Genomic DNA, 26,029 nt, shown 5'->3' on the forward strand with positions numbered 1-26,029 from the left:
CCGCACGAGAACTCGACGAAGAGGAGAACACAGCATGAAGATGCGCAGAGCATGGGCGGCGGGCGTGAGCGTCGTCGCACTGGGGTCGCTCGGCCTGACCGGCTGCGCCGCCGGTGGAACCGATGCAGCGGATGACGGAAACGTGACGCTGACGGTCTGGCAGAACTCCACGACGGGTGACGGCAAGCAGTTCTGGGAGGACGCAGCGAAGGCCTTCCACGAGGAGAACCCGGATGTGACCGTCAAGGTCACCTCGATCCAGAACGAGGACATGGACGGCAAGCTGCAGACCGCCGTCAACTCGGGCGACATGCCGGATGTGTTCCTTGCGCGCGGCGGCGGCAAGCTCGCCGACATCGTGAGCGCAGGCAAGGTGAAGGACCTCACCGACCTCATCGACGACGACGTCAAGAAGGCGTTCGGCGATGCGCCGTTCAGCGCGTTCACGATCGACGGCAAGATCTACGGCATGCCGAGCGCCGTCCTCCCCGGCGGGATCTTCTACAGCAAGGACCTCTTCGCCCAGGCCGGCATCACCGAGGAGCCGAAGACCCTCGACGACCTCGAAGCCGCCGTCGACAAGCTGAAGGACGCGGGCATCGCACCGATCGCGCTGGGAGCGAAGGATGCCTGGCCCGCCGCGCACTGGTTCTACTTCTTCGCGGTGCGCGCCTGCAGCCAGGACATCGTGCAGAGCCTCTCGACGGATCCAGACTTCTCCGACCCGTGCTGGCTGACCGCCGCAGAGAACCTCGCCGACTTCGCGGCGATCGAGCCGTTCAACGACGGCTTCCTCACCACGACGGCGCAGCAGGGCGCCAACTCGTCCGCGGGGCTGCTCGCCAACCACCAGGCGGCGATGGAGCTCATGGGAGCGTGGGATGTGGGCGTGATCGCCAGCCTCAGCCCCGACGAGAAGCCGCTGCCCGATCTGGGCTGGTTCCCCTTCCCTGAGGTCGATGGCGGCGACGGCGAGCCCGGCGCCATGATGGGCGGCGTCGACGGCTACTCGTGCGCGGTGGATTCGCCGAAGGAGTGCGAGGAGTTCCTCAACTTCGTGTCGTCGAAGACCTGGCAGGAGAACTACGCCACCGCATTCCAGACGATTCCGGCCAGCCAGGACGCGAAGGGCGCGGTGACGGACCCCTCGCTGATCCCGCTGATGGAGGCATACGGCTCGGCTCCCTACGTGTCGCTGTGGCTCGACACTGCTCTCGGACAGAACGTCGGAAACGCCCTCAACACCGGCGTCGTCGAGATGCTCGCGGGCCAGGGCGACCCGAAGAAGCTGGTCGACAGCATCGCCAACGCGGCAGCGCGAGGCTGATCCGCGACATGACCGACACCCAGACGCAGATGGAATCCTCCGCGTCTGAGAAGAGCATCCGCACCGGAGCCGACATCTCGTCGGCTCCGGTGCGGAGACCGCCGCGGGCCGACTGGCGCAAGCGCGGCGAGATCGCGCTCCTCTCAGGCCCCGCCCTGCTCATGTTCGTCGGCTTCGTCATCTTCCCGGTGATGATGGCCGCGTTCTACGGCTTCTTCAAGTGGAACGGCTTCGGCTGGCCCACCGAATTCGTCGGCCTCGACAACTACCTGCTGATGGTGCAGGACCAGACCTTCCGCGACGCCGTGGCGCACAACTTCGCGATCGTGGTGCTGTCGCTGGTCATGCAGGGGCCGATCGCGATCCTGTTCGCGCTGCTGCTGAACCAGAAGATCCGCGGACGATCACTGATCCGCGTGCTGATCTTCACTCCCTATGTGATCGCCGAGGTCGTCGTCGGCACCGGATGGAGCCTGATGCTCCAAGACGCCGGCGCCCTCAACTCGCTGCTGGAGAAGTGGGGCCTGGGCGCTCTGCAGAACTCGTGGATCGCCGACCCGTCGATCGCGATCTGGTCGCTCATGATCATCATCACGTGGAAGTACATCGGCTTCGCCGTGATCCTGATGCTCGCCGGGATGCAGTCGATCCCCGAGGAGCTCTACGAGGCGGCCGCGATCGACGGCGCCGGGTTCTGGAAGACGCAGTGGAGCATCACGCTGCCGCTGCTCGGGCCGACCATCAGGATCTGGGCGTTCCTGTCGATCATCGGGTCGCTGCAGCTGTTCGACCTCGTGAACATCATCTGGGGCCAGTACATCGCTGCCACGGCAGGAACCTCGACGATGGCCACCTACATGTATCAGAACGGGCACCTGGCGGGGAACTACGGCTACGGCAACGCCGTCGCCGTCATGCTCTTACTCATCTCGCTCGTCGTGGCGCTGGTGTACCAGCGGTTCGTGCTGCGGCGGGACACCGAAGGCGCCCTCACCGGCGACAGCGGAAAGGCGCGCAGGCGATGACCGACACCCTCAAGACCTCGGTGGCCATCCCCGTGGCCACTCTCCGCGGGCGGCGCAATGCCGCCGGCATCCGCTGGGGGAGCCCGGGCGTCTACCTGCTCGCCCTGGTCCTCATCACGATCTGCATCACTCCCGTGCTGTACATCGTGATCGGCGGGTTCCGCACGAACTCGCAGATCACCGCCGATCCGTCCGCGTGGCCGGCGCCGTGGCAGATCGCGAACTACACCGACGTGCTCGCCAGCGAGGCGTTCTGGACGGCGATGCGCAACTCGACGATCTCGGCCGTGGGCACGACGCTCGGCGCGGTCGTGCTCGGGGTCATGGCGAGCTACGTTCTGGCCCGCTACGAATTCGGCGGCAAAAGCGTGATGTACTCGCTGTTCGCCGCCGGGCTGATGTTCCCGGTGACGGTCGCGATCACCCCGCTGTACCTGCTGATCCGCAACCTCGGGCTCGTGAACAACCTGGCCGGCATCATCCTGCCCCAGATCGCGTTCGCGCTGCCGACCACGATCATCATCCTGGTGCCGTTCCTGAAGGCGATCCCGAAGGAGCTCGAAGAGGCGGCCTCGATCGACGGCACGTCCCGACTCGGGTTCTTCTGGCGCATGGTGATCCCGCTGAGCCTGCCGGGCGTGATCACGGTCGGCATCCTGGCGTTCATCGGCGCCTGGAACGGCTACATGCTGCCGCTGTTCATCCTGAACGACCAGAGCCTGCTCACGCTGCCGCTCGGCGTGCAGAACTTCGCATCGCAGTACTCGGTCGACACGGCCCGCGTGCTCGCCTACACCTCGCTGTCGATGCTGCCCGCGCTGCTCTTCTTCAGCCTGTTCGAACGCCGCATCGTCGGCGGCCTGACCGGAGCGGTGAAGGGCTGACCCATGCTGACACACACGGAGACGACAGTGATTCCCGCTTTTCCCCAGGCCTCCGCCCGGGTGCAGTCCCTTCTCTCGCAGATGACCCTCGAAGAGAAGGCCGCGCAGATCGTCGGCTACTGGCTCGATCAGGGCGGCGAGGTCGTCGCCCCGATGCAGGGCGAGATGAGCGGCTCGGTCCCCTCGGGCGCGCTGGCCGACATCACCCGGCATGGAATCGGGCACTTCACCCGCGTCTACGGCACGCGCCCGGTCGACCCGGCAGAGCGCGCGGCGTGGCTGTGGGCCGAGCAGCGGCGTCTGCAGAGCGAGACCCGCCTGGGCATCCCGGCGCTGGTGCACGAGGAGTGCCTCACCGGCCTCGCGGCGTGGAAGGCCGCGACCTTCCCGACCCCGCTCGCGTGGGGCGCGTCCTTCGACCCCGCGCTCGTCGAGGAGATGGCCGTGTCGATCGGCGACTCGATGCGCGAGCTCGGCATCCATCAGGGGCTCGCCCCCGTTCTCGACGTGATCCGTGATCCGCGCTGGGGCCGCGTCGACGAGTGCATCGCCGAGGACCCCTACGTCGTCGGGGTGTTGGGCACCGCGTACGTGAAGGGGCTGCAGGACGCCGGTGTGCACGCCACGCTCAAGCACTTCGTGGGGTATTCGGGGTCGCGGGCAGGTCGCAACCATGCACCCGTGTCGGCCGGCCCGCGCGAGGTCGCCGACGTCTTCCTGCCTCCGTTCGAGATGGCGGTGGTCGAGGGCGGCGTGCGCTCGGTCATGAACTCCTACGCCGAGATCGACGGCGTGCCGCTCGGTTCGAGCGCGGAGTACCTCACCGCGCTGCTGCGCGAGCGCTGGGGCTTCGACGGCGTCGTGGTCGCGGACTACTTCGCGGTCGCGTTCCTCGAGATCATGCACCGCATCGCGGCCGATCGCGGAGAGGCCGCGCAGGCGGCGCTCACGGCGGGGATCGACGTCGAGCTGCCCACCGGCGATGCCTACCTCGAACCGCTGATCGAGCGTGTCAAGGCCGGGCTCTTCGACGAGGCGTACCTCGACCGCGCCGTTCTGCGGGTGCTCGGCCAGAAAGAGGACCTGGGGCTTCTCGAACCTGGCGCGTTCGCAGATGGTCCGCCGGCCGATATCGACCTCGACTCGCCGCGGCATCGGGACATCGCCAGGCGTCTCGCGGAGGAGTCGATCGTGCTGCTGTCGAACGACGGCGTGCTGCCGCTGGCGGCGACCGCGTCGACGATCGCCGTGATCGGCCCCAACGCCGATCGTGCTGAGGCGCTCATGGGCTGCTATTCGTTCGCGAACCACGTTCTCGCGCACCACCCCGAGTACCCGATCGGCTTCGAGATCCCGACCGTCGCCCAGGCGCTCACCGCGGAACTTCCGGGTGCCAGGGTGGTGGGAGCTCGCGGCTGCGAGGTCGAGGGCGACGATCGCTCGGGCTTCGCGGAGGCCGTGGAGGCGGCTCGCGCCGCCGATGTGGCGATCGTCGTCGTGGGCGACCAGGCGGGCCTGTTCGGCCGCGGAACCGTCGGCGAGGGCAACGACTCCGAATCGCTCGAGCTCCCGGGCGTGCAGCGCGAGCTGGTCGAAGAGCTCGTCGCCACGGGGACACCGGTGGTCATGATCGCGCTCACCGGCCGGCCCTATGCGATCGGGTGGGCGATCGACGGAGAGAACCGGCCTGCTGCCGTGATGCAGGCGTTCTTCCCCGGTGAGGAGGGCGCGGGTGCTCTCGCCGGAGTGATCGCCGGCCGGGTGAACCCCTCGGGGCGGCTGCCCGTCTCGCTGCCGCGGTCGGCGGGTGCACAGCCTTATTCGTACCTGCATCCGCGCCTGGGCGGCCCGTCCGACGTCACGGCGACCGATCCGACACCCGTGCGGCCGTTCGGCTTCGGCCTGTCGTATGCGAGCTTCGAGTACGACCTGCTCGCCGTCGATGAGGAGGTGTCCGCCGGCGCTGCGTTCGGCGCGGTGGTGCGAGTGACGAACACGGGCAGCATGGCGGCTGATCACGTGGTGCAGCTGTACGGGCACGATGTCACGGCATCCGTCACCCGCCCGGAGGCGCAGCTGCTCGGCTTCCATCGCCTCGCGCTCGCGGCCGGTGAATCGGCGGAGATCGCATTCACGGTGCCGACGCAGCGGTTCGCTTTCAGCGACCGCTCGATGGTCCGGATCGTGGAGCCGGGTGACGTGCATGTCTGGGCCGGAGCGGATGCCGCGACCGACGTGACGCGTCGGGCGACCGTGCGGATCACCGGCGCCGCCCACACGCTGACGCGGGCCGACCCGCGTCTCGTGCAGGCGGAGGTCGTGAGGGTATGACGCTGGTCGGCAACCCCATCCTGCCCGGCTGCCACCCCGATCCCTCGATCTGCCGGGTGGGCGGGGAGTACTTCCTGGTCACCTCGACCTTCGAGTACCTCCCGGGGCTGCCGATCCATCGCAGCAGCGACCTCTCACGCTGGGAGCTGATCGGCCACGCCATCGATCGGCCCGGGATGCTCGACATGAGCGGCATGGCCTCGTCGAGCGGGCTCTACGCCCCGACCCTGCGGCATCATGGCGGTCGGTTCTGGCTGATCTGCACCCTCGTCGACCAGCACGATGCCGCACGCGGCGGGAACTTCGTGATCACGGCGACGGACCCGGCAGGCCCGTGGAGCGAACCGGTCTGGCTCGACGTCGACGGCATCGATCCTTCGCTCTTCTTCGACGACGATGGCCGCGCCTGGGCGCACGGCACGAGACCCGCACGGGCGCCGCAATGGCACGATCAGACCGAAGTCTGGCTGCGGGAGTTCGATCCCGTGGCCATGGCCCTCATCGGACCCGAGCATCTGCTGTGGCGAGGGGCCGTGATCGGAGGAGTGTGGGCCGAGGGGCCGCACATCTACAAGGTCGATGGCCGCTATCTGCTGGTGGCGGCCGAGGGCGGCACCGAGATGAACCACGCGGTCATGGTGGCGAGAGCGGATGCCGTGACCGGCCCGTACCTCGGCGATCCCGCGAACCCGGTGCTCAGCCACCGTCAGCTCGGACGCACGGCCGACGTCGTCGCGGTCGGTCACGCCGATCTCGTCGAGGCTGAGGACGGCACCTCGTGGGCCGTGCTTCTCGGCATGCGGCCGTACGGAGGTCTGCACGCCAACCTCGGTCGCGAGACGTTCCTCGTGCCCGTCGTGTGGGAAGACGGCTGGCCGGTCTTCGCGCCGGGATCGGGGCGGGTGCCTGAGACCGTCGAGGTGCCTTTCGGACGGACGGGAGTGGCGGACGACGGATCGGTCGTCGTCGCCCCTGGCGATCTCCGGTGGACGTCGGTGCGCGCTCTGCCCGGCGAGGTGGCGGATGCCGTCGGCGAGGAGTGGCTGCTGCCCGTTCGCGCCGAGGGACCTCTGGATGCTCAGCCCTTCGCCTTCCTCGGGCTCCGGCAGCAGCACATCGATGTGGACGTCTCGCTGCGGATCACCGGACGGCTCGCCGAGGGCGAAGAGGGCGGCCTGCTCATCCGGCAGTCGGAGCGCGATCACGTGCGGCTCGCCGTGCTCGGCGGGGGAGAATCCGATGCCGCGCGCGTGACGGTCACGCTGGTGCGGCGCGGCGAGACCGTGGAACTGGGCGTGGCCACGCTCGAGGGGTCACTGGCCGACGGCGTCGAGCTCGCCTGCCGGGCGCGCGGACAGGACTACGAACTGCTCGCCGGTACCAGGGCGAACCCACCCAGGAGGGTGGCGACGATCGACGGCCGCAGTCTCGATTCCTTCTCCTCCGGAGGATTCCTCGGCCTGTGGCTCGGCGTGTACGCGACGAGCTCCGGTCAGGAGACCGAGAGCGTGCTGCGGGTCGGGAACGTGCAGTACCGAGCGCGCTGACGGCGACTCTCAGCGCACCCGCGACCGCAGTGACGCGGCGGCGGCAGCCGGGTCAGGGGCCTCGGTCACCGCGCGCACGACGACGATGCGCGAGGCGCCGGCCTCCGTCACCTCATCCAGGCGAGGACCGTCCTCGATCCCGCCGATCGCGAACCAGGGCTTTCGCGGCGCTGACGCAGCCACGGCTCGCAGAGTCGCGGTGCCGACAGCGGCGCGGCCGGGCTTGGTCGGCGTCTCCCACACCGGGCCGACGCAGAAGTAGTCGAGCGCGTCGTCGGCATCCGCTTCCGCCGCCTGCTCGACCGAGTGCGTCGAACGTCCGATGATCACCTCGTCGCCGAGCAGCCGCCGCGCCTGCGCGCAGGTCAAGTCCCCCTGACCGATGTGGAACACATCGGCGCCGACCAGGGCCGCGACGTCGGCGCGGTCATTGACGCAGAAGAGCTTTCCATGTCGGCGGGCGACCGCGGCGAGGATCTCGAGCGCCTCGATCTCCGCGCGCGCTTCAAGGCCCTTGTCGCGCAGCTGGATGATGTCGACGCCACCGGCATAGGCCGAGTCGAGGAAGTCCTCGAGGTCGCAGGTCTCAGTGCGAGCGGCGGTGCAGACGTACAGCCGAGCGGCGTCGAGCAGGGCCAGGCGCTCCCCGCGGGTGCGCAGGGGCGAGTCGGCGAGAGGGAGGAGCGCGGTCATAGCCCTAGAGTAGAGGGGTCCGCGGGAGCCCAGAGGGGCTGAGAGGGCCACGTGCCGACCGCTGAACCTGAAACGGATAATGCCGTCGTAGGAAAGGGCACGCATGCGCATCGCTGTGATCGGCGCCGGGATCATCGGCCTGGCGACCGCCGACGAGCTGGTCGGACGCGGCCACGAGGTGACGGTCTTCGACCCCGAGCCCGCGAACGGCTCAAGCCTCGCCGCGGCCGGGATGCTCGCTCACGCGGCCGAGATGTCATGGGGACAGGATGCGCTGGCTCCGCTGATGCGGGCGTCAGCCGAGAAGTACCCGGAGTTCGTGGATCGCCTGTCGGCGAAGAGCGCGCGATCACTCGGCCACCGCGCCGACGGCACGCTGTCGGTCGGCGTCGACGCCGCGGACAGGGAGGCGCTCGTCGCCCTGTCGCGGCTGCAGCGGGAGCAGGGGCTTTCTGTGGACCAGCTGACCGGCACAGCCGCCCGTGACTTCGAGGCGGGGCTCGGCCCTGCGGTGACCTCGGCCGTGTTCACCCCCGACGATCATCAGATCGATCCGCGGCTGGTGACGGCTGCTCTCCTCGAGGTGCTCGGCGACCGGGTGCGTCTGGAGAGCGTGGACGCGGTGACCCGGACAGGCGAGCGGGTGACCGGGATCAGACTCGCGTCGGGTGTTCAGATCGACGCGGATGCGGTGGTCGCGGCGGCCGGCCTCGGGACGGCGGCGATCGACGGCATCCCTGCGCTCCCGTTGCGGCCGGTGTGGGGCGACATCCTCCGCCTGCGCGTGCCCCCAGCCCTCCGTCCGCTGCTCACTCGCACCGTCCGCGCTCAGGTGCGTGGTCGATCGGCCTACCTCGTCCCGCGCGGCGACGGCACGGTGGTGGTGGGAGCCTCGGTGCGCGAGGGCGGCGTCGCAGGGGTGCACGCCGGGTCCGTGCTCGCGCTGCTGCGCGATGCCGAGACGGTCGTCCCCGGTATCGGAGAATGCGAGATCGTCGAGATGCTCGCGCGCCCCCGTCCGGCGAGTGCGGATGCCGTGCCGCTTCTCGGCCTCGTGGAGGAGGGGCTGCTGGTCTCCACCGGATTCGACCGGCACGGCGTGCTGCTCGCTCCGCTGGCGGCGGAGGTCGGCGCCGATCTCGTCGAAGGGCGACCGGTCGATGAGCGGCTCCGCTCCGCTGTGGACCCGCAGCGCTTCGCGGATGCTGCGGCGAGCCGCGCCCGAGACAACGCCGACTGGACCCCTCCCGCCGTCGTCGACCCGGTCGGCGCCGTCTCGAAAGGCTCGTCATGACGACCGCTTGCACGGTTCGCCTCAACGGCACCGAGCGCGAGGTGGCCGCAGGCGCCACCCTGCGCGATCTCGTCACCGATCTCACCGGACACCCGCTGCACGACGATGGCTCGCGTGTCGACGGCGGCCGGCTGGGCGTCGCCGCAGCCCTCGGCGGCGTCGTGGTCCCGCGCAGCCGGTGGGCGACGCGCACAGTCGCCGAGGGCGACGAGATCGAGATCGTCACGGCCGCCCAGGGCGGCTGAGCCCGCCCCCTCTGAAACGGAGCACACCATGAGCCTCACCGCACCCGTCGCATCCCCCATCCCCGCAGCCCCGGCGGCCGTCGCCGATCCGTTCCTCGTCGCAGGGGAGCAGTTCTCCTCACGCCTCATCATGGGCACCGGCGGCGCGACGAGCCTCTCGCTGCTGGAGAGCGCGCTGATCGAGTCGGCGACCGAGATCACGACCGTCGCGATCCGCCGCTTCGCCCCGGAGGCGCGCGACTCGGTGTTCGCGATGCTCGAGCGGCTCGGCATCCGGGCCCTGCCGAACACCGCCGGCTGCTACACCGCACGCGATGCCGTGCTGACCGCACAGCTCGCGAGGGAGGCCCTCGAGACCGACTGGGTCAAGCTCGAGGTGATCGCGGACGAGGAGACGCTGCTGCCCGACCCGGTCGAGCTGTACCGGGCCACGGAAGAGCTCGTCGCCGATGGCTTCCGGGTGTTCGCCTACACGAACGACGACCCCGCGCTCGCCCGGCGCCTGGAAGACGTCGGCGTCGCGGCGGTGATGCCGGCCGGGTCGCCGATCGGCAGCGGTCTCGGCATCCTCAATCCGCACAACATCGAGACGATCGTCTCGCGGGCCTCTGTTCCGGTGATCCTCGATGCGGGTGTGGGCACGGCCTCGGATGCCGTCCTCGCCATGGAGCTCGGCGTCGACGCGGTGCTTCTCGCGAGCGCTGTCACCCGAGCGCAGGATCCGGCGAGGATGGCGCGAGCGATGCGTGGCGCGGTCGACGCGGGGCGTCTCGCCCGTGCCGCCGGGCGCATTCCGCGGAGGCCGCTCGCGCTCGCCTCGTCGGCGGCCGACGGACTGATCGCCGCGCAGCCGTCCGAGGCCGACCTGTGAGCGCGCCCGCGCTCGTCGACCCAGGGCCGTCGCTGGCGCCGCACCGTGCCGCGCGCTTCGCGCGGCACCTCACGCTCCCCGGCGTCGGGGAACTGGGTCAGCGTCGACTCGCCGCGGCGCGCGTGCTCGTGATCGGCGCCGGCGGACTGGGCGCACCAGCCATTCAATATCTCGCGGCCGCCGGGGTGGGGCGGATGACCGTGATCGACGACGACGTCGTGGAGCTCTCGAACCTGCAGCGTCAGGTGCTGCACACCGAGGGCGACCTCGGGCGCGCGAAAGCCGAATCCGCGCGCTCCGCCGTCGGACTGCGCGATACCGAGGTCGAGGTGACGGCGCTGGTCGGCAGACTCGACCCGAGCAACGCCCTCGAGCTCTTCCGACAGCACGATCTCGTGCTCGACGGCAGTGACAACTTCGCGACCCGCTACCTGGCGAACGACGCCGCCGAGCTCACCGCCACGCCCGTGGTGTGGGGGAGCGTCCATCAGTTCTCCGGTCACGTCAGCGTGTTCTGGCCGGGTCGCGGCCCGATGCTGCGAGACCTGTTCCCTGAGATCCCGGATGCCGACTCGATCGAGTCATGCGCGGAGGGCGGCGTATTCGGCGTGCTGTGCGGCGTCGTCGGCTCGGCTATGGCTGCCGAGGCGCTGAAGATGATCTGCGGAATCGGCGAGCCGCTTCTCGGACGGCTCGCCCGGTACGACGCGCTCTCGGCGCGATGGGACGAGCTGCGCTTCGCCGCCGATCCCGATCGTCGTCCGGTCGTGGACCTCGAGGAGGTCGCCGTGGCGTGCCGCACGCTCTCGCCGCGGGGGCGTCCCGATGACATCTCCGCGGGGGAGGTCGCGGCGCGGCTCGCACACGGAGGCGCCGGACTCGTGGTCATCGATGTGCGCACCGCGGCTGAACGCGAAGTAGCCGCGATCCACGGCTCGATGCACGTGCCGCTCGACCGCATCCTCACCGGCGGATGGGCGCCGATCGCGGAGGAACTGGGAGAGGGGGCCGTCGACGGGCGTGACATCGTCGTCGCCTGCCAGGCCGGCATCCGCTCTGCGCGTGCGATCGACGCGCTCGCCGCGTCCGCGCCGACGGGAACCGCGCTGCGCAATCTCGCCGGCGGTATGGACGCCTACCTCGCCGCGACGAGGTCGCTGAGCAGGGGTCAGTAGCTGACGCGGCCCGGATCGTCGGATGCCGGGATGAACCGCGCCGCGAGAGCCTCGGTGGCGCGCGCGAGCAGCGCGACGTCGGCGCCCACCGCGACGAAGTCGGCCCCGGCGGCGATGTACGCGTCAGCGGCGACCGGGTCGAAGGCGTTCACGCCGACGGACTTGCCCGCCGCCTTCACAGCGGCGAAGACCTTCTCGACCGCGGCGATGAGATCGGGGTGGGTCTGCTGTCCGAGCAGTCCCATCGATGCCGACAGGTCGGACGGACCGACGAAGACGGCATCGACGCCATCGACGTCCGCGATCTCGGCGGCGGCATCCACTCCGGCTGCGGTCTCGATCTGCACGGTGAGGGAGGTGTGCCGAGCGGATTCCTGCAGGTAGCCGTCGACGCGGTTCCAGCGGGCGCTGCGGGCGAGGGCGCTGCCGACTCCGCGCACGCCCTCAGGCGGATAGCGGGTGGCGGCGACAGCCGCCCGCGCCTCGTCCGCCGACGACACCATCGGCACGATGATGTTCTGCGCTCCGAGGTCGAGCACCTGCTTGATCGCGACCTGGTCGTTCCACGGCACGCGCACGAGCGGGGCCACGGGGTACGCCGCGGCGACCTGCAGCTGCAGCAGGGTGCTCTCGAGCGTGTTCGCCGAGTGCTCCATGTCGATCAGCAGCCAGTCGACCCCGGATCCGGCGGCGACCTCGGTCACCAGCGGGCTGCCCGAGCATGCCCAGACGCCGATCAGCGAGCGATCGGATGCCGAGAGCTGCTCGCGGAAGGAGGGATCTAGACGAAGCGGCATGTGATGGTTCCCATCGGTCCGTAGTCGCACAGCACCTCGTCGCCGCGCGCCACCCACATCGGGCGTGTGAACGATCCTGCCAGGATGATCTCCCCGGCCTCGAGGCGCGCGCCGTGCTGGTGGAACTTGTTCGCCAGCCACGCGACGCCCGTGGCGGGGTGGCCCAGCACGCCGGCGGCGACGCCGGTCTCTTCGATCTCGCCGTTCTTGAAGAGCAGGCCGGGTACCCAGCGCAGATCGATCTCGTCTGGGCGCTTGCGCACCGTGCCCAGCACCATGGCGCCGTAGGCGGCGTTGTCGCTGATCGTGTCGACGATCGTGCGCCCCTCGAGCTCGATGTGCGAGTTCAGCACCTCGAGCGCCGGCACGGCGTAGTCGATGGCGGCGAGGGCGTCGTCGAGCGTGCAGTCAGGACCTTCGAGCGGATGCTTGAGCACGAACGCGAGCTCGACCTCGATGCGCACGTTCGAGAAATCGGCGGTCGGGATATCCGCGCCGGACTCGTAGACCGTGTCGTCGAACATCACGCCGTAGTCGGGCTCGGTGATGCCCGTCGCCTGCTGCATCGCCTTGGAGGTGAGGCCGATCTTGCGGCCCACGAGAGTCCGGCCCGCGGCGATCTGCGAGTCGCGCCACACTCCCTGGATCGCGTACGAATCCTCGACCGTCGCCTCGGGGTACCGGGCGGTGATGCGCGGGATCACACCGTGCGCGCGGTCGGCCTCCGCGAGCTCCGCCGCGATCTGCGCGATGGTGTCTGCTGACAGCATCCGTTCCTCCTCCTGTGCTCACATCCTGCGTTTCGTCTCGTCGCTTCGCTCCTCGCTCAACGACCGGCCGCTGATCCGGTCGTTGAGCGAGCGAAGCGAGACGAAACGTGTCGAACGACTAGAGCTGGTGGCCCAGCTTGTACTCGCCCTGCTTCCATTCCGGCATGGCGTCCTCGTCGTCCGGTCGGGTGTAGCTGAACCCGTCGGCGCCGATCGTGACGGCCATCTCGGAGCTGTCGGTGCGGGCGACGACCGGCTGCGGGTTGCCGTCGAGGTCGAGCACGAGGCTCGCATCGGTGTACCAGGAGGGGACGACGGGGTTGCCCCACCAGTCGCGGCGCTGGTTGTCGTGGACATCCCAGGTGATGACGGGGTTGTCGGGGTCGCCGGTGTAGTAGTCCTGCGTGTAGACCTCGACGCGGTGCCCGTCGGGGTCGCGCAGGTACAGGTAGAACGCGTTGCTCACGCCGTGGCGGCCGGGGCCGCGCTCGATGGCGTCCGACCGGCGCAGGGCGCCGAGCTTGTCGCAGATCGCGAGGATGTTGTGCTTCTCGTGCGTCGCGAAGCACACGTGGTGCATGCGCGGGCCGTCGCCGCCGGTCATGGCGGTGTCGTGCACGGTGGGCTTGCGGCGCATCCACGCGGCGTACACGGTGCCCTCCTCATCCTGGATGTCCTCCGTCACGCGGAAGCCCAGGTCCTGCATGAACTTCACCGCGCGCGGCACGTCGGGGGTGACCTGGTTGAAGTGGTCGAGGCGCACGAGCTCGCCGGGGATGTGCAGGTCGTAGCGCCACGACATGCGTTCGACGTGGTCGGTCTGGTGGAAGAACTCGTAGGGGAAGCCGAGCGGGTCGACCACGCGCACCGAGTCTCCGATGCCCTTGACGAAGCCGGAGGCGCTGCGGCGGACGTCGCAGCCCAGCTCGGTGTAGAACTCGACTGCCCGATCGAGGTCCTCGGGGGTGCGCACCCGGTACGAGAACACGGCGACGGCCGCGACCGGGCCCTTGCGGAGGACGAGGTTGTGGTGGATGAACTCCTCGGTGGAGCGCAGGTAGATGGCCTCGTCGTCTTCCTCGGTCACGTACAGACCCAGGATGTCGACGTAGAACTGGCGCGAGGCGGCGATGTCGGTGACCACGAGTTCCATGTACGCGCAGCGCAGCACGTCCGGCGGCGTGCTCGTGGGGGTCGGGGTGGGGTTGCCGGGATGGATCGGCGCCTCCTGGCTCACGTAAAAGCCCGAGGAGGTCAGCGTCATCTCGTCGCGGTTGGTCATGTCAGCGTCCTTGCTTTGTGTGCTCCGGTATGAATTTCTGTCGCAAAATCCGCGATTCTGCGACAGAAATTCATACCGGAGCGAGGGGAACGAGAGGAAGGGGATCAGTTCCTTCCGAAGGTGGGGTTGTGGGCGGGGCCCAGTGTGATGTGCACGCTCTGCTGGTCGGTGTAGAAGTCGATCGACCGGTAGCCGCCCTCGTGCCCGAGGCCGGACGCCTTGACGCCGCCGAACGGGGTGCGGAGGTCGCGCACGTTGTTCGAGTTCAGCCACACCATGCCGGCCTCGACCGACTGCGCGAAATTGTGAGCGCGCTTGAGGTCGTTGGTCCAGATGTAGGCGGCCAGGCCGTACTTCGTGTTGTTCGCGAGGGCCAGCGCCTCCTCATCCGAATCGAACGGCGTGATCGCGACCACGGGGCCGAAGATCTCCTCCTGGAAGATGCGCGCGTCGGGGGAGACGTCGGCGAAGACGGTCGGGGCGACGAAGTTGCCCTCCTCGAAGCCCTGGGGGCGGCCGCCGCCGGCGACGAGGCGGCCCTCGGTCTTGCCGATCTCCACGTAGCTCATGACCTTGTCGTAGTGCTCGGGGTGCACGAGCGCCCCGACCTCGGTGGCGGGGTCGTGCGGGTAGCCGACCTTCACGCGCTTCGCCTGCGCGGCGTAGCGCTCCACGAACTCGTCGTAGATCGAGCGCTCCACGATGATGCGCGAACCTGCGGTGCAGCGCTCGCCGTTGAGCGAGAAGACCCCGAAGATCGTGGCGTCGACCGCGGCCTCGAGGTCGGCATCCGCGAAGACGACGGCGGGGGACTTGCCACCCAGCTCCATCGACAGGCCCTTCAGGAAGGGAGCGGCGTTGCCGAAGATGATCTGGCCTGTGCGGCTCTCGCCGGTGAACGAGATCAATGGGACATCGGGATGCTTCACGAGGGCGTCGCCGGCATCCTCGCCGAGGCCGTTGACGAGGTTGAAGACGCCCTGGGGGAGCCCCGCCTCCTCGAAGATGCCGGCCCACAGGGAGGCCGACAGCGGCGTGAACTCGGCGGGCTTCAGCACGACCGTGTTGCCGGTCGCGAGGGCGGGGCCGAGCTTCCAGGACTCGAGCATGAACGGGGTGTTCCACGGCGTGATGAGCCCCGCGACGCCGATCGGCTTGCGGTTGACGTAGTTCATCTGCCGGCCGGGGACCTTGAAGGCGTCGTCGGCCTGCGCGACGATCAGGTCGGCGAAGAAGCGGAAGTTCTCGGCGGCGCGTCGGGCCTGTCCGAGGGCCTGGGTGATCGGAAGACCGGAGTCGTAGGACTCGAGCTCGGCGAGGCGGGCATCGCGCGACTCGACGATGTCGGCGATGCGATGCAGCACGCGGCTTCTCTCGCGCGGCAGCATCCGCGGCCAGGGCCCCTCGTCGAAGGCCCGCTTCGCCGCGGCGACTGCGAGTTCGATGTCGGCCTTCTTGCCGGCTGCCGCGGTCGTGTATGTCTTGTTCGTCACCGGGTCGAGCACGTCGAAGGTGTCGCCGTCGATCGAGTCGACGAAGGCGCCGTCGATGTAATGCTGGATGTGATCGGGCAGGTCGGCGGGGATGCGGGAATCGGTCATGAGCCTTCTCCAGGGGTGTGAGCGGTACGGGTGTGCAGCGCGTCGAGGAATGCGTCCCTCGTGCGCCAGCGGTGGTTGCGGGCCGCGAGCTCGATCTCGAGGGGATCGGCTCCGCCGCGGATCAGTTCGAGGATCTGCGCGTGCTCGTCGACGGAGTGCCTGGCACGGCCGGGCACGTACGCGAAGGTGGAGTCGCGGATGCCGGACAGCCGCGCCCATCCGCGATGCACGAGGTCGAGCAGGTGCGGGTTCGGGCAGGGTTCGAACAGCACGGAGTGGAACTGGCGGTTCAGCTCGGTGAAGGCGTGGGCGTCGAGGTGATCGAGCATCCGCGTCATCCGCTCGTTCACCTCTGCCGCCTGACTCAGCGCCGCGTCATCGAGGAGCGGTGCCGACAGTGCGGTCGCGGCGCCCTCGACGAGTCCGAGCGTCTGCATGGTGTGCGCGTACTCGCTCTCGTCGACGAGCGTCACCCGGGCTCCGACGTTGCGCTCGAAGGTGACGAGACCTTCGGCCTCGAGCCGTCGGATCGCCTCGCGCACCGGCACGACGCTCATGTTCAGCTCATCGGCGATCGAGCCGAGGACGAGGCGATAGCCGGGGCCGAACGTGTGCGCCGAGATGCGCGAGCGGATCCAGGTGTAGGCCTGCTCCGACTTGCTGGCGTTCGCGGTGGCGCTCACGGCTTGCTCCCTGAGCCGGTCGAAGGGCTCGTCGCGGACTCGTACTTCGCCCGCCACTCGGCGTTCATCGGGAACAGGCCGTCGACCGGGTGACCGGCCGCCACCTGCTCTGCGATCCAGGCATCCTCGATCTCCTGGGCGAGCGCGTCGTCGACCACCGCCTCCACCAGCGTGGGCGGGATGACGATCACGCCGTCGCCGTCGCCCACGATGATGTCGCCGGGCTGCACCGCCGCGCCGCCGCATGAGATCGTGACGTCGACGTCCCACGGCACGTGCTTGCGCCCGAGCACCGACGGATGCGCACCCTGCGAGAACACGGGCAGCCCGATCTCGGCGACGGCGTCGAAGTCGCGCACGCCGCCGTCCGTGACGACACCGGCGGCGCCGCGCGCCTGGGCGCGAAGCGCCAGGATGTCGCCCAGGGTTCCTGTGGTGTCGTCGCCGCGCGCCTCGATGACGATGACCTCGCCCTCGCGCACGGCGTCGAAGGCGCGCTTCTGCGCGTTGTAGCCGCCGCCGTGACTCGCGAAGAGATCTTCGCGGAAGGGCACGAAGCGCAGTGTCTTGGCGGTGCCGACGATCTTCGTGCCCGCGATGTTCGCCGAGACGCCGTCGATGAAGCACGAGTGGTGTCCGCGCTTGCGCAGCTGGGCGGAGAGTCCGGCGGTGGGCGCCTCGATCAGCTTGGCCCGCAGCTCGGGAGAGAGGCCAGGCTTGTCGGCCGGTGGCAGCCCCGCTGCTTCGCGTGAGCCCCACGCCTCGGTGCGCTGCAGGTCGTCGACCGCGGGGAGCGAGCCGATCCTGTCGTCGAAGGGCAGGTCTCCCTGCGTCACGGTCGTTGCCAGGGCTCCGGATGAGGGGGCACCGGGCGCGTTCGGGGCATCGACCTCGACCTCGACCACGTCCCCAGGCACGATGACCGACGACCCGGCGGGAGTGCCGGTCAGGATCACGTCTCCCGGTTCGAGTGTTAAGTGCTGGGAGAGGTCGGCGACGAGCTGCGCGAGCGGGAAGATCAGGCCGGTGGTGGTGTCGTCCTGGCGGAGTTCGCCGTTCACCCACGTGCGCACACGCAGTTCCGCAGGGTCGACGGCGCTCGCATCGATGTACTCGGGACCGATGGGCGTATAGCCGTCGCCGCCCTTGGAGCGGACGTTCGATCCCTTGTCATTGGCGCGGAGGTCGTACAGGCCGAGGTCGTTCGCTGCCGTCACCCAGCCCACGTGGGACCAGGCGTCGTCGAGGGAGACGCGACGCGCGGCTGTGCCGATCACGAGCGCGATCTCGCCTTCGAAGGCCAGGAGCTCGGTGCCTGCGGGGCGCTCGACGGTGCCGCCGGAGACGCCGAGGGAGCTTGTGGGCTTGAAGAAGTAGGAAGGGTGGGCGGGGCGCCGGCCGCGCTGGTCGGCGCGGGAGGCATAGCTCAGATGGATGGCGATGATCTTGCCGGGGCGGGGGATGGATGCCGTCACGGATGCGCCTCCTCGCGCTCTTCGTCGAAGCCTTGTGCGTCGTATTCGAAATCATATATCATCTGTTCATCCCTCGGCAAGCACTTCCGATTCCCGACCGAGTGGGTTGACGCCCCTCGGAGGTGCGCCGTGACAACGCAGTCACCAGCAAAGGAGACACCCATGACAGGGCAGTCATACGACGGGTTCACGCCCACCGGCACCATCGCGACCGCGGCCGATCGCCGCCGCGTCGTCTTCGCCACCGTGGTCGGCACCACCGTGGAGTGGTACGACTTCTTCATCTACGCCACGGCCGTCGGGCTGGTGTTCGGGCAGCTGTTCTTCGAGCCGCTCGGCGCGAACAGCGGGCTGATCGCGTTCGCGACGGTCGGAGTCAGCTTCCTGTTCCGGCCTCTCGGGGCGTTCCTGGCCGGCCATTTCGGCGACAAGCTCGGGCGCAAGACCGTGCTCATGTGGACGCTGATCCTGATGGGCGCCGCGACGGCGCTCATCGGCGTGCTTCCCACGTATCAGGCGATCGGGATCGCAGCCCCGATCCTGCTCGTGCTGCTGCGCATCATCCAGGGGATCTCCGCCGGTGGCGAGTGGGGCGGTGCGGTGCTGATGGCCGTCGAGCACGCGCCCAAGACCCGGCGCGGGGTCTTCGGTGCCTCGCCGCAGATCGGCGTTCCGCTCGGGCTGCTGCTCGCCTCGGGTGTGATGGCGCTGATGACCGTGATCGCACCGGGTGATCAGTTCATGTCCTGGGGCTGGCGCGTCCCGTTCCTGCTCAGCGTGGTGCTGATCCTCGTCGGGTACTACGTCCGCCGCAAGGTCGAGGAGAGCCCGGTCTTCCAGGAGCTGGCCGAGCGCAAGGAGAAGGCGCGGATGCCGATCGTGCAACTGTTCGCCAAGCACGCCCTGCTCGTGATCATCGCCGCCCTCGTGTTCGCGGGCAACAACGCCGTCGGCTACATGACCACCGGCGGCTACATCCAGGGCTACGCCACGAACCCGGAAGGGCCGATCGGGCTCGAGCGCGGCCCGGTGCTCTGGGCGGTCGCGGGCTCGGCGGTGACCTGGCTGATCTCGACGCTGTTCGCAGGGTGGATCTCCGACCGGATCGGGCGCCGCACGACCTACGTCATCGGATGGATCCTGCAGCTCGGTGGAGTGTTCGCGCTGTTCCCGCTCGTGAACACGGGGTCTATCGGCCTGCTGTTCGCGGGACTCGCCATTCTGACGATCGGGCTCGGCTTCACCTACGGGCCGCAGGCGGCCCTGTACGCCGAACTGTTCCCGGCGAGCATCCGCTTCTCCGGTGTCTCGATCTCCTACGCGATCGGCGCCATCGCCGGTGGTGCGTTCGCACCGACCATCGCGACCGCGATCGTGAGCGCCACCGGCTCGACGCAGGCGGTCACCTGGTATCTCGCCGGCATGACGCTCATCGGCCTGATCGCCACACTGCTGCTCCGAGACCGTTCCGGCATCCCGCTCGGGCCTGATCACGAAGCCGAGCAGGCCGTGAGCCCGATCTACGGGGTCGCGAAGGCCTGAGCCGAGGAGAGGTCGTCCGGGCGCGCAGGATGCGCGTCCGGACGACCACCCTCACGAGGCGCGCTTCGGGAACAGTCACCCGATGCGCGCTTTGTCGGGAGGTTTCGCGTTCGTCGGTCCGATCCGGCGCGACACGCCGGGATGTCACGCGTCGCTCCCGACGGAACGACTGTGGCATGCGTGATGTGCGGCGGCGCCACTCGGGCAGAAGGCGTTCGCCACGGACGACCGCGTGCCCGATCACGGGCTGACCTGATCAGCCCTCGAACGCCTCGCGGATCGTCATCGCCGAGCGCTGCAGACGTTCGGCGATCTCGGTATCGGCGATGCTCGTGGCCACATGCACCACCGCGATCGCCGCCGGGCGCTGGCCGCGCAATGCGAGGGGTACGGCCACTGACTGCAGGGTGGGGATGACCTCGTCATGGCTCGTCGTGAAGCCGCTGGTCTGCGCGGCGGCCACTTCCTCATGAAGACCGGCGGGGGCATCTGCCGGCCAGTCGGCAGGACGCAGCTGGGCGAGGATCGCCTTGCCAGGGGCCCCGACGGTGACCGGATGTCGGGCGCCGGGGCGCTGCGCCACACTCGCGACCGCATGGCGCGGCTCGATGCTCGCGAGGGTGATGCAGTCGTCGCCGTCGAGCACGGCGAGGAAGCATGTCATGCCCAGGTCGTTCGCGACCGCTGTGAGCTCGGGCAGGGCCTCGGCCTGGAGGTCGTGCGCGACACCCGCGGCGAGGGCCGCCATGCGTGCGCCGAGCGAGACCGCGCCCGAGCCGTCGCGGCTGACCAGGCGGTGATCCTCAAGCGTTCGGAGCAGACGATAGGCGATCGAGCGGTGCACGCCCAGGCGTGCCGCGATCTCATCGATCGTGAGGGGAGAGCGGGCGTCGGCGAGCTCTTCGAGGATGCGGATGCCGCGGCTGAGCGTCTGCGAGGCGGGAGTTGTTGTCTCGGGCATGCGGATTCCTTGCGCGGGGCGGCGGCAGTCTCTAGGCTGTGTTCAATAGTAGAACAGTCTGTTCGAATATAGAACAATGAATTCTGAATGGCAAGACCCGACAGCGACGTCTGGAAGGAATCGACGACGATGCAGTTCCACCACCACGGTTATGTCTCCGGTGATCCCCGCATCCTGCCCGCGGGCATCTCCGATCGCCCTGCCGACCTGCCCGAAGAGGTCGACGTGCTCATCGTGGGGTCCGGGCCTGCCGGCATGCTGCTCGCCGCCCAGATGTCGCAGTACCCGGACGTCACCACGCGCATCATCGAGAAGCGCGAGGGGCGACTCGTCCTGGGGCAGGCCGACGGCATCCAGCCGCGCAGCGTCGAGACGTTTCAGGCGTTCGGCTTCGCCGAGCGGATCATGGCTGAGGCGTACAACATCGGCTGGATGAACTTCTGGGGTCCGGATCCCGAGAAGCCCGACGAGATCGTGCGCACCGCGCGCACCGCCGACTACGCCTACGACATCTGCGAATTCCCGCACCTGATCGTGAACCAGGCACGGGTTCTCGACTACTTCGCCGAGGCTGCCGCCGACGGGCCGGGACGGATCGTCCCCGACTACGGCGTCGAATTCCTCGGGCTGACGGTGCACGACGAAGGGGAGTACCCGGTCGAGGTCACCATCCTTCAGGGCGGCAGGGAGCGGGCGATCCGCGCCAAGTACGTCGTCGGCTGCGACGGCGCGCGCAGCGGCGTCCGTCAGGCGATCGGCCGCACGCACGTCGGCGCCAGCGCCGCGCACGCCTGGGGCGTCATGGACGTACTGGTGAACACCGACTTCCCGGATTGGCGCACGAAGTGCGCGATCAACTCGGCGGCGGGGAACATCCTGCACATCCCGCGCGAGGGCGGCTATCTCAGCCGGATGTACATCGACCTCGGCGAGGTCGCCGCGGATGACGACCACAGGGTGCGTCAGACTCCGGTCGAGGGGATCATCCGCAAGGCGAACGCGATCCTGCATCCGTACTCGCTCGATGTGAAGCAGGTCGCCTGGCACAGCGTCTACGAGGTCGGTCACCGCGTGACCGACGGGTTCGACGACGCCACCGGCACCGATCGCAATCCGCGGGTCTTCCTCACAGGAGACGCCTGTCACACGCACAGCGCCAAGGCCGGGCAGGGCATGAACGTGTCGATGCAAGACGGCTTCAACCTGGGCTGGAAGCTCGGATCGGTACTGACCGGCCGCGCTCCGGAGTCGCTCCTGGCGACCTACGGTGCCGAGCGCCGCCCGGTCGCGCAGCAGCTCATCGACTTCGACCGCGAATGGTCGAGCCTGATGGCGCGCAAGCCCGAGGAGATCTCCGATCCCAACGAGCTGGCCACCTTCTATCTCGGCACGGCCGAGTTCCCGTCCGGTTTCATGACGCAGTACACCGCGTCCATGATCACCGGCACCGATGCGCACCAGGCGCTCGCCCTGGGCTTCCCGCTCGGCAAGAGGTTCAAGTCGGCCGAGGTCGTGCGGGTCGGCGACGGCAACGCGATCCACCTGGGACACCACGCCAGGGCCGACGGGCGGTGGCGTGTGTACGCCTTCGGCGACCGCGACGGCTCGGCGCTGAATACATGGGCGGATGCCGCGGCCCCCGTGTTCGCGCGGTTCACCCCGGCCGACGGAGATGCCGACGCGGTTTTCGATGTGAAGGCGGTGTACCAGCAGCCGTTCGAGGAGCTGGAGGTCACTTCGGCGCCTGCGCTGTTCCAGCCGAAGACGGGGCCACTCGGGCTCACGGACTGGGAGAAGGTCTACGCGGCCGGCCCGTCGAAGTGGACCGAGACCGACATCTTCGAGGCGCGAGAGCTGTCGCGCGACGGCGTCGCCATCGTCGTGCGACCGGACCAGTACGTGGCGGCGATCCTGCCGCTGGACGCTGTGGGCGAGCTGGAGGCGTTCCTGGAAGGGGCGTTCCTGCCCGCGACCTGAGCCGCCCGCTCGTCATGACATATGTCACGCTGAAGACGTGACAGCGCCGGACAGCGCCGAGAGCGTCCGCTCACGATGCTGGAACCATGAACACCACAGGCGCAGCATCCGCTGCCATCGAACTCACCGACGTGCGACGCCATTTCGGAGCGGGAGACCGTCGGGTCCAGGCCGTCGACGGCGTCACCCTCCGCATAGAGCGCGGCGAGGTCGTCGCCCTCCTGGGACCGAACGGCGCGGGCAAGACGACCACTCTCGACATGCTTCTCGGGCTCACGCGGCCGAGCGCGGGCACCGTCTCCGTGCTGGGAGCCGCCCCTGAGCGAGCGGCCAGCTCCGGAACGATCGCGGCGGTGCTCCAGACGGGCGGCCTGCTGGGCGATCTCACCGTGCTCGAGACCGTCGAGCTCATCGCGTCGCTGTACGGGCGGCCGGCGCTCGGCCGGGTTCCCGAGGCGATGGCGCGAGCCGACCTCGCACACCTCGCCAAGCGCAGGGTGTCGAAGTGCTCTGGAGGCGAGCAGCAGCGGATCAAGTTCGCGCTCGCGCTGGTTCCCGACCCCGACATCCTCGTCCTCGACGAGCCCACCGCCGGCATGGACGTCACGGCTCGGCGGCATTTCTGGGACGTGATGCGGGCCGATGCGGATGCCGGTCGCACGATCGTCTTCGCGACGCACTACCTGGAAGAGGCCGAGCAGTTCGCCCGGCGCACCGTGGTCATGCACCGCGGCACGATCGTCGCCGACGCCCCCACGGCCAGACTCCGCGCGAGCCTCGGCGAGCGCACGGTCGCGGCGACGCTGCCCACCGCGGATCGTGATTCGATCGTGGCCCGGGTGGCGGCGATCACAGGGGTGATCGGCATCCGCCTCGACGCAGACCGGCTCAGCCTGCGGGCCGCCGATTCCGACGCGGCCGCACGCGCCCTGCTCGAGGTCGGCGCTCGCGATCTCGAGATCGCCGCCCCCACGCTCGAAACCGCCTTCACCGCTCTCACGGAGGACTGACCCATGATCTTCTCACCCACCATGCTGCGCATCGAGGCGGTCCGCCAGCTGCGCAATCCCTACACGCTGGCCTTCACGATCGCGATGCCGATCGCGATGTACCTGCTGTTCGGGGCGAGCATGAGCTACGGACGCCTCTCGGCCGGCCACGGCAACGTGTCCTTCTACGTGATGACCTCGATGGCCGCCTACGGCACCGCGGTCGCGATGAGCTCGCTGACCTCGCTCGCCGCGACCGAGGTGAAGCAGGGGTGGGGTCGCCAGCTCGCGATGTCGCCGCTCACCACGGGCGGGTACGCCCTCACGAAACTCCTCACCGCCGTCGCCTATGCGGCGCTGTCCGTGCTCGGCGTGTTCATCGCGGGGATGCTGACCGGTGCCGAAGCGGATGAAGCCTGGCGGTGGGTCGCAACCGGCGGGATCATCCTCGGCATCGGCCTGATCTACGGACTGTGGGGGCTCGGGGTCGGGCTGTTCTTCGGGGGCGACTCGGGCACCGCACTCGCTTCGATCTCGATGACGTTCTTCGCGTTCTTCGGCAACGTGTTCATGCCTCTCGACGGCGTCATGCTCGACATCGCCCGCTTCACGCCGCTGTACGGCTTCGTGGCGCTGAGCAGGTGGCCGCTCACCGAAGGTCAGCTCACCACGGGGCAGGTGGACGATCTGGGGATGCTGCTGCTCAACGTCGCCGTCTGGGTCGTGCTGTTCTCTGCTCTTGTCGTCGCGGGCGTCCGGCGCTCGCGCGCACGTCAGTAGGTTGGACGCATGACCGATCATCGCAGCGACGCAGCCGCCTTCGCGGCGGCCGGAGCGCCTCCGGCCGCCTGGTCGGCGCCCGGCACGCGTTCGGATCGACCCAAGGACCCGTGGTCGCGGTTCGGGTGGCTGATGGCCGTGATCTGGCTGGTGTTCCTGATCTATCCCGTGCTCACTCTGATCGGCTCCGAGGCGGCCCTGCCCTGGGTGGTCGTCGGCTGGGTCGTCCTCGTGGCGTTCATCGTGCTGTACGTGGTGGGCTTCATGTACGGAATGCGCAACGCCGCATTCGGCGGCCCGGTGCCGCGACGGCAGTGGATCACCTTCGCTCTGCTGATCGTGTGCGCACTGCTCTCGATCCCGGCCGAGGGCGGATCGGCGCTGAGCTTCCTGCCGTTCATCATGTCGTTCGCCTCGTACGGGCTCACACGGCTCTGGCACTGGCTCACCTTCGTCGCCTCTGCGGCCGTCACCGCTCTGTGCGTGTTCCTCCTCCCCGGCGGCCTCGACTACCTGTCGGTGCTGTCCATCGTGGTGCTGCTCGGCGTCGTGAACACCGTGTCGACCTGGCTGATCCTGCGCTCGAGCGAGGCGGACCGCCTGGGCCTCGAGCTCGCGACGAGCGAGGGACGCGAAGCCGTCGCCCGCGATGTGCACGACTTGATCGGACACTCGCTCACGGTCGTCGGGCTCAAGGCTCAGCTCGCACGGCGGCTGATGGACAGCGATCCGGAGCGCGCGAAGGCGGAGCTCTCCGACATCGAGGCGCTCACGGCCGAGGCGATCGGCGGAGTGCGCGCCACTGTTGCCGGCGCCCGAGCCACGACGCTGGTCGAGCAGCTCGCGTCGAGTCGCGACGCGCTGCGGGCGGGTGATGTCGCTCTCACCGTCGAGGGGGCGCCCGGTGCCCTGTCCGCCGCGCAGGCGCTCACCGCCGCATGGATACTTCGCGAGGCGACGACGAACACGCTGAGGCACGCACGGGCGAGTCGCGTCGAGGTGCGGATCGCGCCGGGACGATTCGTCATGATCGACGACGGCCCGGGACCGGGGACGCGGGAGGGCAACGGCATCCGCGGCATGCGGGAGAGGGCTGCGGCCTCCGGAGCGACCTTCGTCGTGGCTGCCGGAGAGAGCGGCGGCACTCGGGTGGAGGTGACGTGGTGAGCGACAGCATCCGCCTGGTGATCGCCGACGATCAGGCTCTCGTTCGAGGGGCTCTCGGGGCGCTGCTCGACCTCGAGGACGATCTGGAGGTCGTCGGACTCGCCGCGGACGGCGAGCAGGCGCTGAGCCTCGTGGAAGAGCTCGCCCCCGACCTGTGCCTGATGGACATCCAGATGCCCGGCATCGATGGCGTGGAGGCGACGCGCGCGCTCCGGACCGCCAGCCCGCGCACCCGCGTGCTGATCGTCACCACGTTCGCGCGGCCCGGTTATCTGCGATCCGCGCTGGACGCGGGCGCGAGCGGATTCATCGTCAAGGACAGCCCCGCGGAGAAGCTGGCGGATGCCGTGCGGCGCGTGCACGCCGGCATGCGCGTGCTTGATCCCACCCTCGCCGAGGAGAGCCTGTTCGAGGGTGCGAATCCGCTCAGCGAGAGGGAACGGCAGGTGCTGCGTCTCGCCGCCGACGGTCGATCGGCAGGGGCGATCGCCGCGGAGGTGTTCCTGTCGGCCGGAACCGTGCGCAATCATCTGTCCGCCGCGATCGGCAAGACGGGAGCGGGCAACAGGGCGCAGGCGGTGCGGATCGCCGTCGACAAGGGGTGGATCTGACA

23 protein-coding genes and 1 riboswitch are annotated in these 26,029 nt (G+C 69.2%); of the genes, 15 read left to right on the forward strand and 8 right to left on the reverse strand.

What is annotated here, in order from left to right; all coding sequences use genetic code 11:
* Window positions 1–34 precede the first annotated feature (34 nt).
* Genes RS84_RS12190 through RS84_RS12210 form a run of 5 tightly spaced genes read left to right on the forward strand, consistent with a single transcriptional unit; the run spans window position 35 to window position 7,114 of the window.
* A complete protein-coding gene (locus tag RS84_RS12190) occupies window positions 35–1,327 on the forward strand; it encodes an ABC transporter substrate-binding protein (RefSeq protein ID WP_045258017.1) in 1,293 nt (430 codons plus the stop codon).
* 29 nt (window positions 1,328–1,356) lie between these two features.
* Window positions 1,357–2,352, forward strand: coding sequence for a carbohydrate ABC transporter permease (locus tag RS84_RS12195; RefSeq protein ID WP_045258164.1), 996 nt, complete (start codon window positions 1,357–1,359; stop codon window positions 2,350–2,352).
* Entirely contained in the window at window positions 2,349–3,236 is an 888-nt protein-coding gene (locus RS84_RS12200) for a carbohydrate ABC transporter permease (RefSeq protein WP_045258018.1), read from the forward strand. Before RS84_RS12195 ends, RS84_RS12200 begins: the two co-directional genes overlap by 4 nt.
* Window positions 3,237–3,239: 3 nt before the next feature.
* Entirely contained in the window at window positions 3,240–5,567 is a 2,328-nt protein-coding gene (locus RS84_RS12205) for a beta-glucosidase family protein (RefSeq protein ID WP_045258019.1), read from the forward strand.
* On the forward strand, window positions 5,564–7,114 hold the full coding sequence (locus RS84_RS12210; protein WP_045258020.1) for a glycoside hydrolase family 43 protein: 1,551 nt from the start codon (window positions 5,564–5,566) through the stop codon (window positions 7,112–7,114). Before RS84_RS12205 ends, RS84_RS12210 begins: the two co-directional genes overlap by 4 nt.
* Before the next feature lie 9 nt (window positions 7,115–7,123).
* Here RS84_RS12210 and thiE read toward each other — a convergent pair whose 3' ends face one another.
* Entirely contained in the window at window positions 7,124–7,807 is a 684-nt protein-coding gene (gene thiE / locus RS84_RS12215; protein ID WP_045258021.1) for a thiamine phosphate synthase, read from the reverse strand.
* Between the two features lie 11 nt (window positions 7,808–7,818).
* Window positions 7,819–7,918, forward strand: a riboswitch (TPP riboswitch).
* On the opposite strand from thiE, the gene thiO reads away from it, so the two are divergent.
* The 4 genes from thiO to RS84_RS12235 all read left to right on the forward strand — a co-directional run bounded on the left by thiO (window position 7,911) and on the right by RS84_RS12235 (window position 11,392).
* Window positions 7,911–9,101 (forward strand): glycine oxidase ThiO, encoded by a 1,191-nt coding sequence (thiO, locus tag RS84_RS12220; RefSeq protein ID WP_082062168.1) that lies wholly within the window; start codon window positions 7,911–7,913, stop codon window positions 9,099–9,101. (Overlaps the previous riboswitch by 8 nt.)
* On the forward strand, window positions 9,098–9,346 hold the full coding sequence (thiS, locus tag RS84_RS12225; protein ID WP_045258022.1) for a sulfur carrier protein ThiS: 249 nt from the start codon (window positions 9,098–9,100) through the stop codon (window positions 9,344–9,346). Before thiO ends, thiS begins: the two co-directional genes overlap by 4 nt.
* A 28-nt stretch (window positions 9,347–9,374) precedes the next feature.
* Window positions 9,375–10,217 carry a thiazole synthase gene (locus RS84_RS12230; RefSeq protein WP_045258023.1) on the forward strand — a complete coding sequence of 281 codons (843 nt, stop codon included), beginning with the start codon at window positions 9,375–9,377 and terminating at the stop codon, window positions 10,215–10,217.
* Window positions 10,214–11,392, forward strand: a complete 1,179-nt coding sequence (locus RS84_RS12235) for a ThiF family adenylyltransferase (RefSeq protein WP_045258024.1) — start codon at window positions 10,214–10,216, stop codon at window positions 11,390–11,392. Before RS84_RS12230 ends, RS84_RS12235 begins: the two co-directional genes overlap by 4 nt.
* Here RS84_RS12235 and RS84_RS12240 read toward each other — a convergent pair.
* The 6 genes from RS84_RS12240 to RS84_RS12265 form a co-directional block, all read right to left on the reverse strand.
* The gene (locus tag RS84_RS12240) at window positions 11,386–12,189 is read right to left on the reverse strand and encodes an HpcH/HpaI aldolase family protein (RefSeq protein ID WP_045258025.1); all 804 of its coding nucleotides are present in this window, start codon (window positions 12,187–12,189) and stop codon (window positions 11,386–11,388) included. The two genes, RS84_RS12235 and RS84_RS12240, sit on opposite strands and share 7 nt — an antisense overlap.
* Entirely contained in the window at window positions 12,174–12,959 is a 786-nt protein-coding gene (locus RS84_RS12245) for a fumarylacetoacetate hydrolase family protein (protein ID WP_045258026.1), read from the reverse strand. The genes RS84_RS12240 and RS84_RS12245 overlap by 16 nt, the downstream gene beginning before the upstream one ends.
* A 118-nt stretch (window positions 12,960–13,077) precedes the next feature.
* On the reverse strand, window positions 13,078–14,241 hold the full coding sequence (hpaD, locus tag RS84_RS12250) for a 3,4-dihydroxyphenylacetate 2,3-dioxygenase (RefSeq protein WP_045258027.1): 1,164 nt from the start codon (window positions 14,239–14,241) through the stop codon (window positions 13,078–13,080).
* Between the two features lie 104 nt (window positions 14,242–14,345).
* Complete coding sequence (hpaE, locus tag RS84_RS12255) at window positions 14,346–15,842, reverse strand: 5-carboxymethyl-2-hydroxymuconate semialdehyde dehydrogenase (RefSeq protein WP_045258028.1); 1,497 nt, start codon at window positions 15,840–15,842, stop codon at window positions 14,346–14,348.
* Window positions 15,839–16,525, reverse strand: coding sequence for a GntR family transcriptional regulator (locus RS84_RS12260; RefSeq protein WP_045258029.1), 687 nt, complete (start codon window positions 16,523–16,525; stop codon window positions 15,839–15,841). Before RS84_RS12260 ends, hpaE begins: the two co-directional genes overlap by 4 nt.
* Window positions 16,522–18,000, reverse strand: a complete 1,479-nt coding sequence (locus RS84_RS12265; protein WP_045258030.1) for a fumarylacetoacetate hydrolase family protein — start codon at window positions 17,998–18,000, stop codon at window positions 16,522–16,524. The genes RS84_RS12260 and RS84_RS12265 overlap by 4 nt, the downstream gene beginning before the upstream one ends.
* Before the next feature lie 162 nt (window positions 18,001–18,162).
* Between RS84_RS12265 and RS84_RS12270 the strand changes: the two genes are divergently transcribed.
* Window positions 18,163–19,542, forward strand: a complete 1,380-nt coding sequence (locus tag RS84_RS12270; RefSeq protein WP_045258031.1) for an MFS transporter — start codon at window positions 18,163–18,165, stop codon at window positions 19,540–19,542.
* A gap of 256 nt (window positions 19,543–19,798) precedes the next feature.
* On the opposite strand, the gene RS84_RS12275 is transcribed toward RS84_RS12270, so the two are convergent.
* Entirely contained in the window at window positions 19,799–20,503 is a 705-nt protein-coding gene (locus RS84_RS12275) for an IclR family transcriptional regulator (protein ID WP_045258032.1), read from the reverse strand.
* A 129-nt stretch (window positions 20,504–20,632) separates the two neighbouring features.
* Here RS84_RS12275 and RS84_RS12280 point away from each other — a divergent pair, with 129 nt between their 5' ends.
* The 5 genes from RS84_RS12280 (at window position 20,633) to RS84_RS12300 (ending at window position 26,027) form a co-directional block, all read left to right on the forward strand.
* A complete protein-coding gene (locus RS84_RS12280; protein ID WP_045258166.1) occupies window positions 20,633–22,480 on the forward strand; it encodes an FAD-dependent monooxygenase in 1,848 nt (615 codons plus the stop codon).
* 86 nt (window positions 22,481–22,566) lie between these two features.
* A complete protein-coding gene (locus RS84_RS12285) occupies window positions 22,567–23,490 on the forward strand; it encodes an ABC transporter ATP-binding protein (protein ID WP_045258033.1) in 924 nt (307 codons plus the stop codon).
* 3 nt (window positions 23,491–23,493) lie between these two features.
* Window positions 23,494–24,249, forward strand: coding sequence for an ABC transporter (locus tag RS84_RS12290; protein WP_045258034.1), 756 nt, complete (start codon window positions 23,494–23,496; stop codon window positions 24,247–24,249).
* 9 nt (window positions 24,250–24,258) lie between these two features.
* Entirely contained in the window at window positions 24,259–25,416 is a 1,158-nt protein-coding gene (locus tag RS84_RS12295) for a sensor histidine kinase (protein WP_045258035.1), read from the forward strand.
* Window positions 25,413–26,027 carry a response regulator transcription factor gene (locus tag RS84_RS12300; protein ID WP_045258167.1) on the forward strand — a complete coding sequence of 205 codons (615 nt, stop codon included), beginning with the start codon at window positions 25,413–25,415 and terminating at the stop codon, window positions 26,025–26,027. The genes RS84_RS12295 and RS84_RS12300 overlap by 4 nt, the downstream gene beginning before the upstream one ends.
* Window positions 26,028–26,029: the final 2 nt, after the last annotated feature.

Source organism: Microbacterium hydrocarbonoxydans (genome assembly GCF_000956475.1).
Classification (GTDB): domain Bacteria; phylum Actinomycetota; class Actinomycetes; order Actinomycetales; family Microbacteriaceae; genus Microbacterium; species Microbacterium hydrocarbonoxydans_A.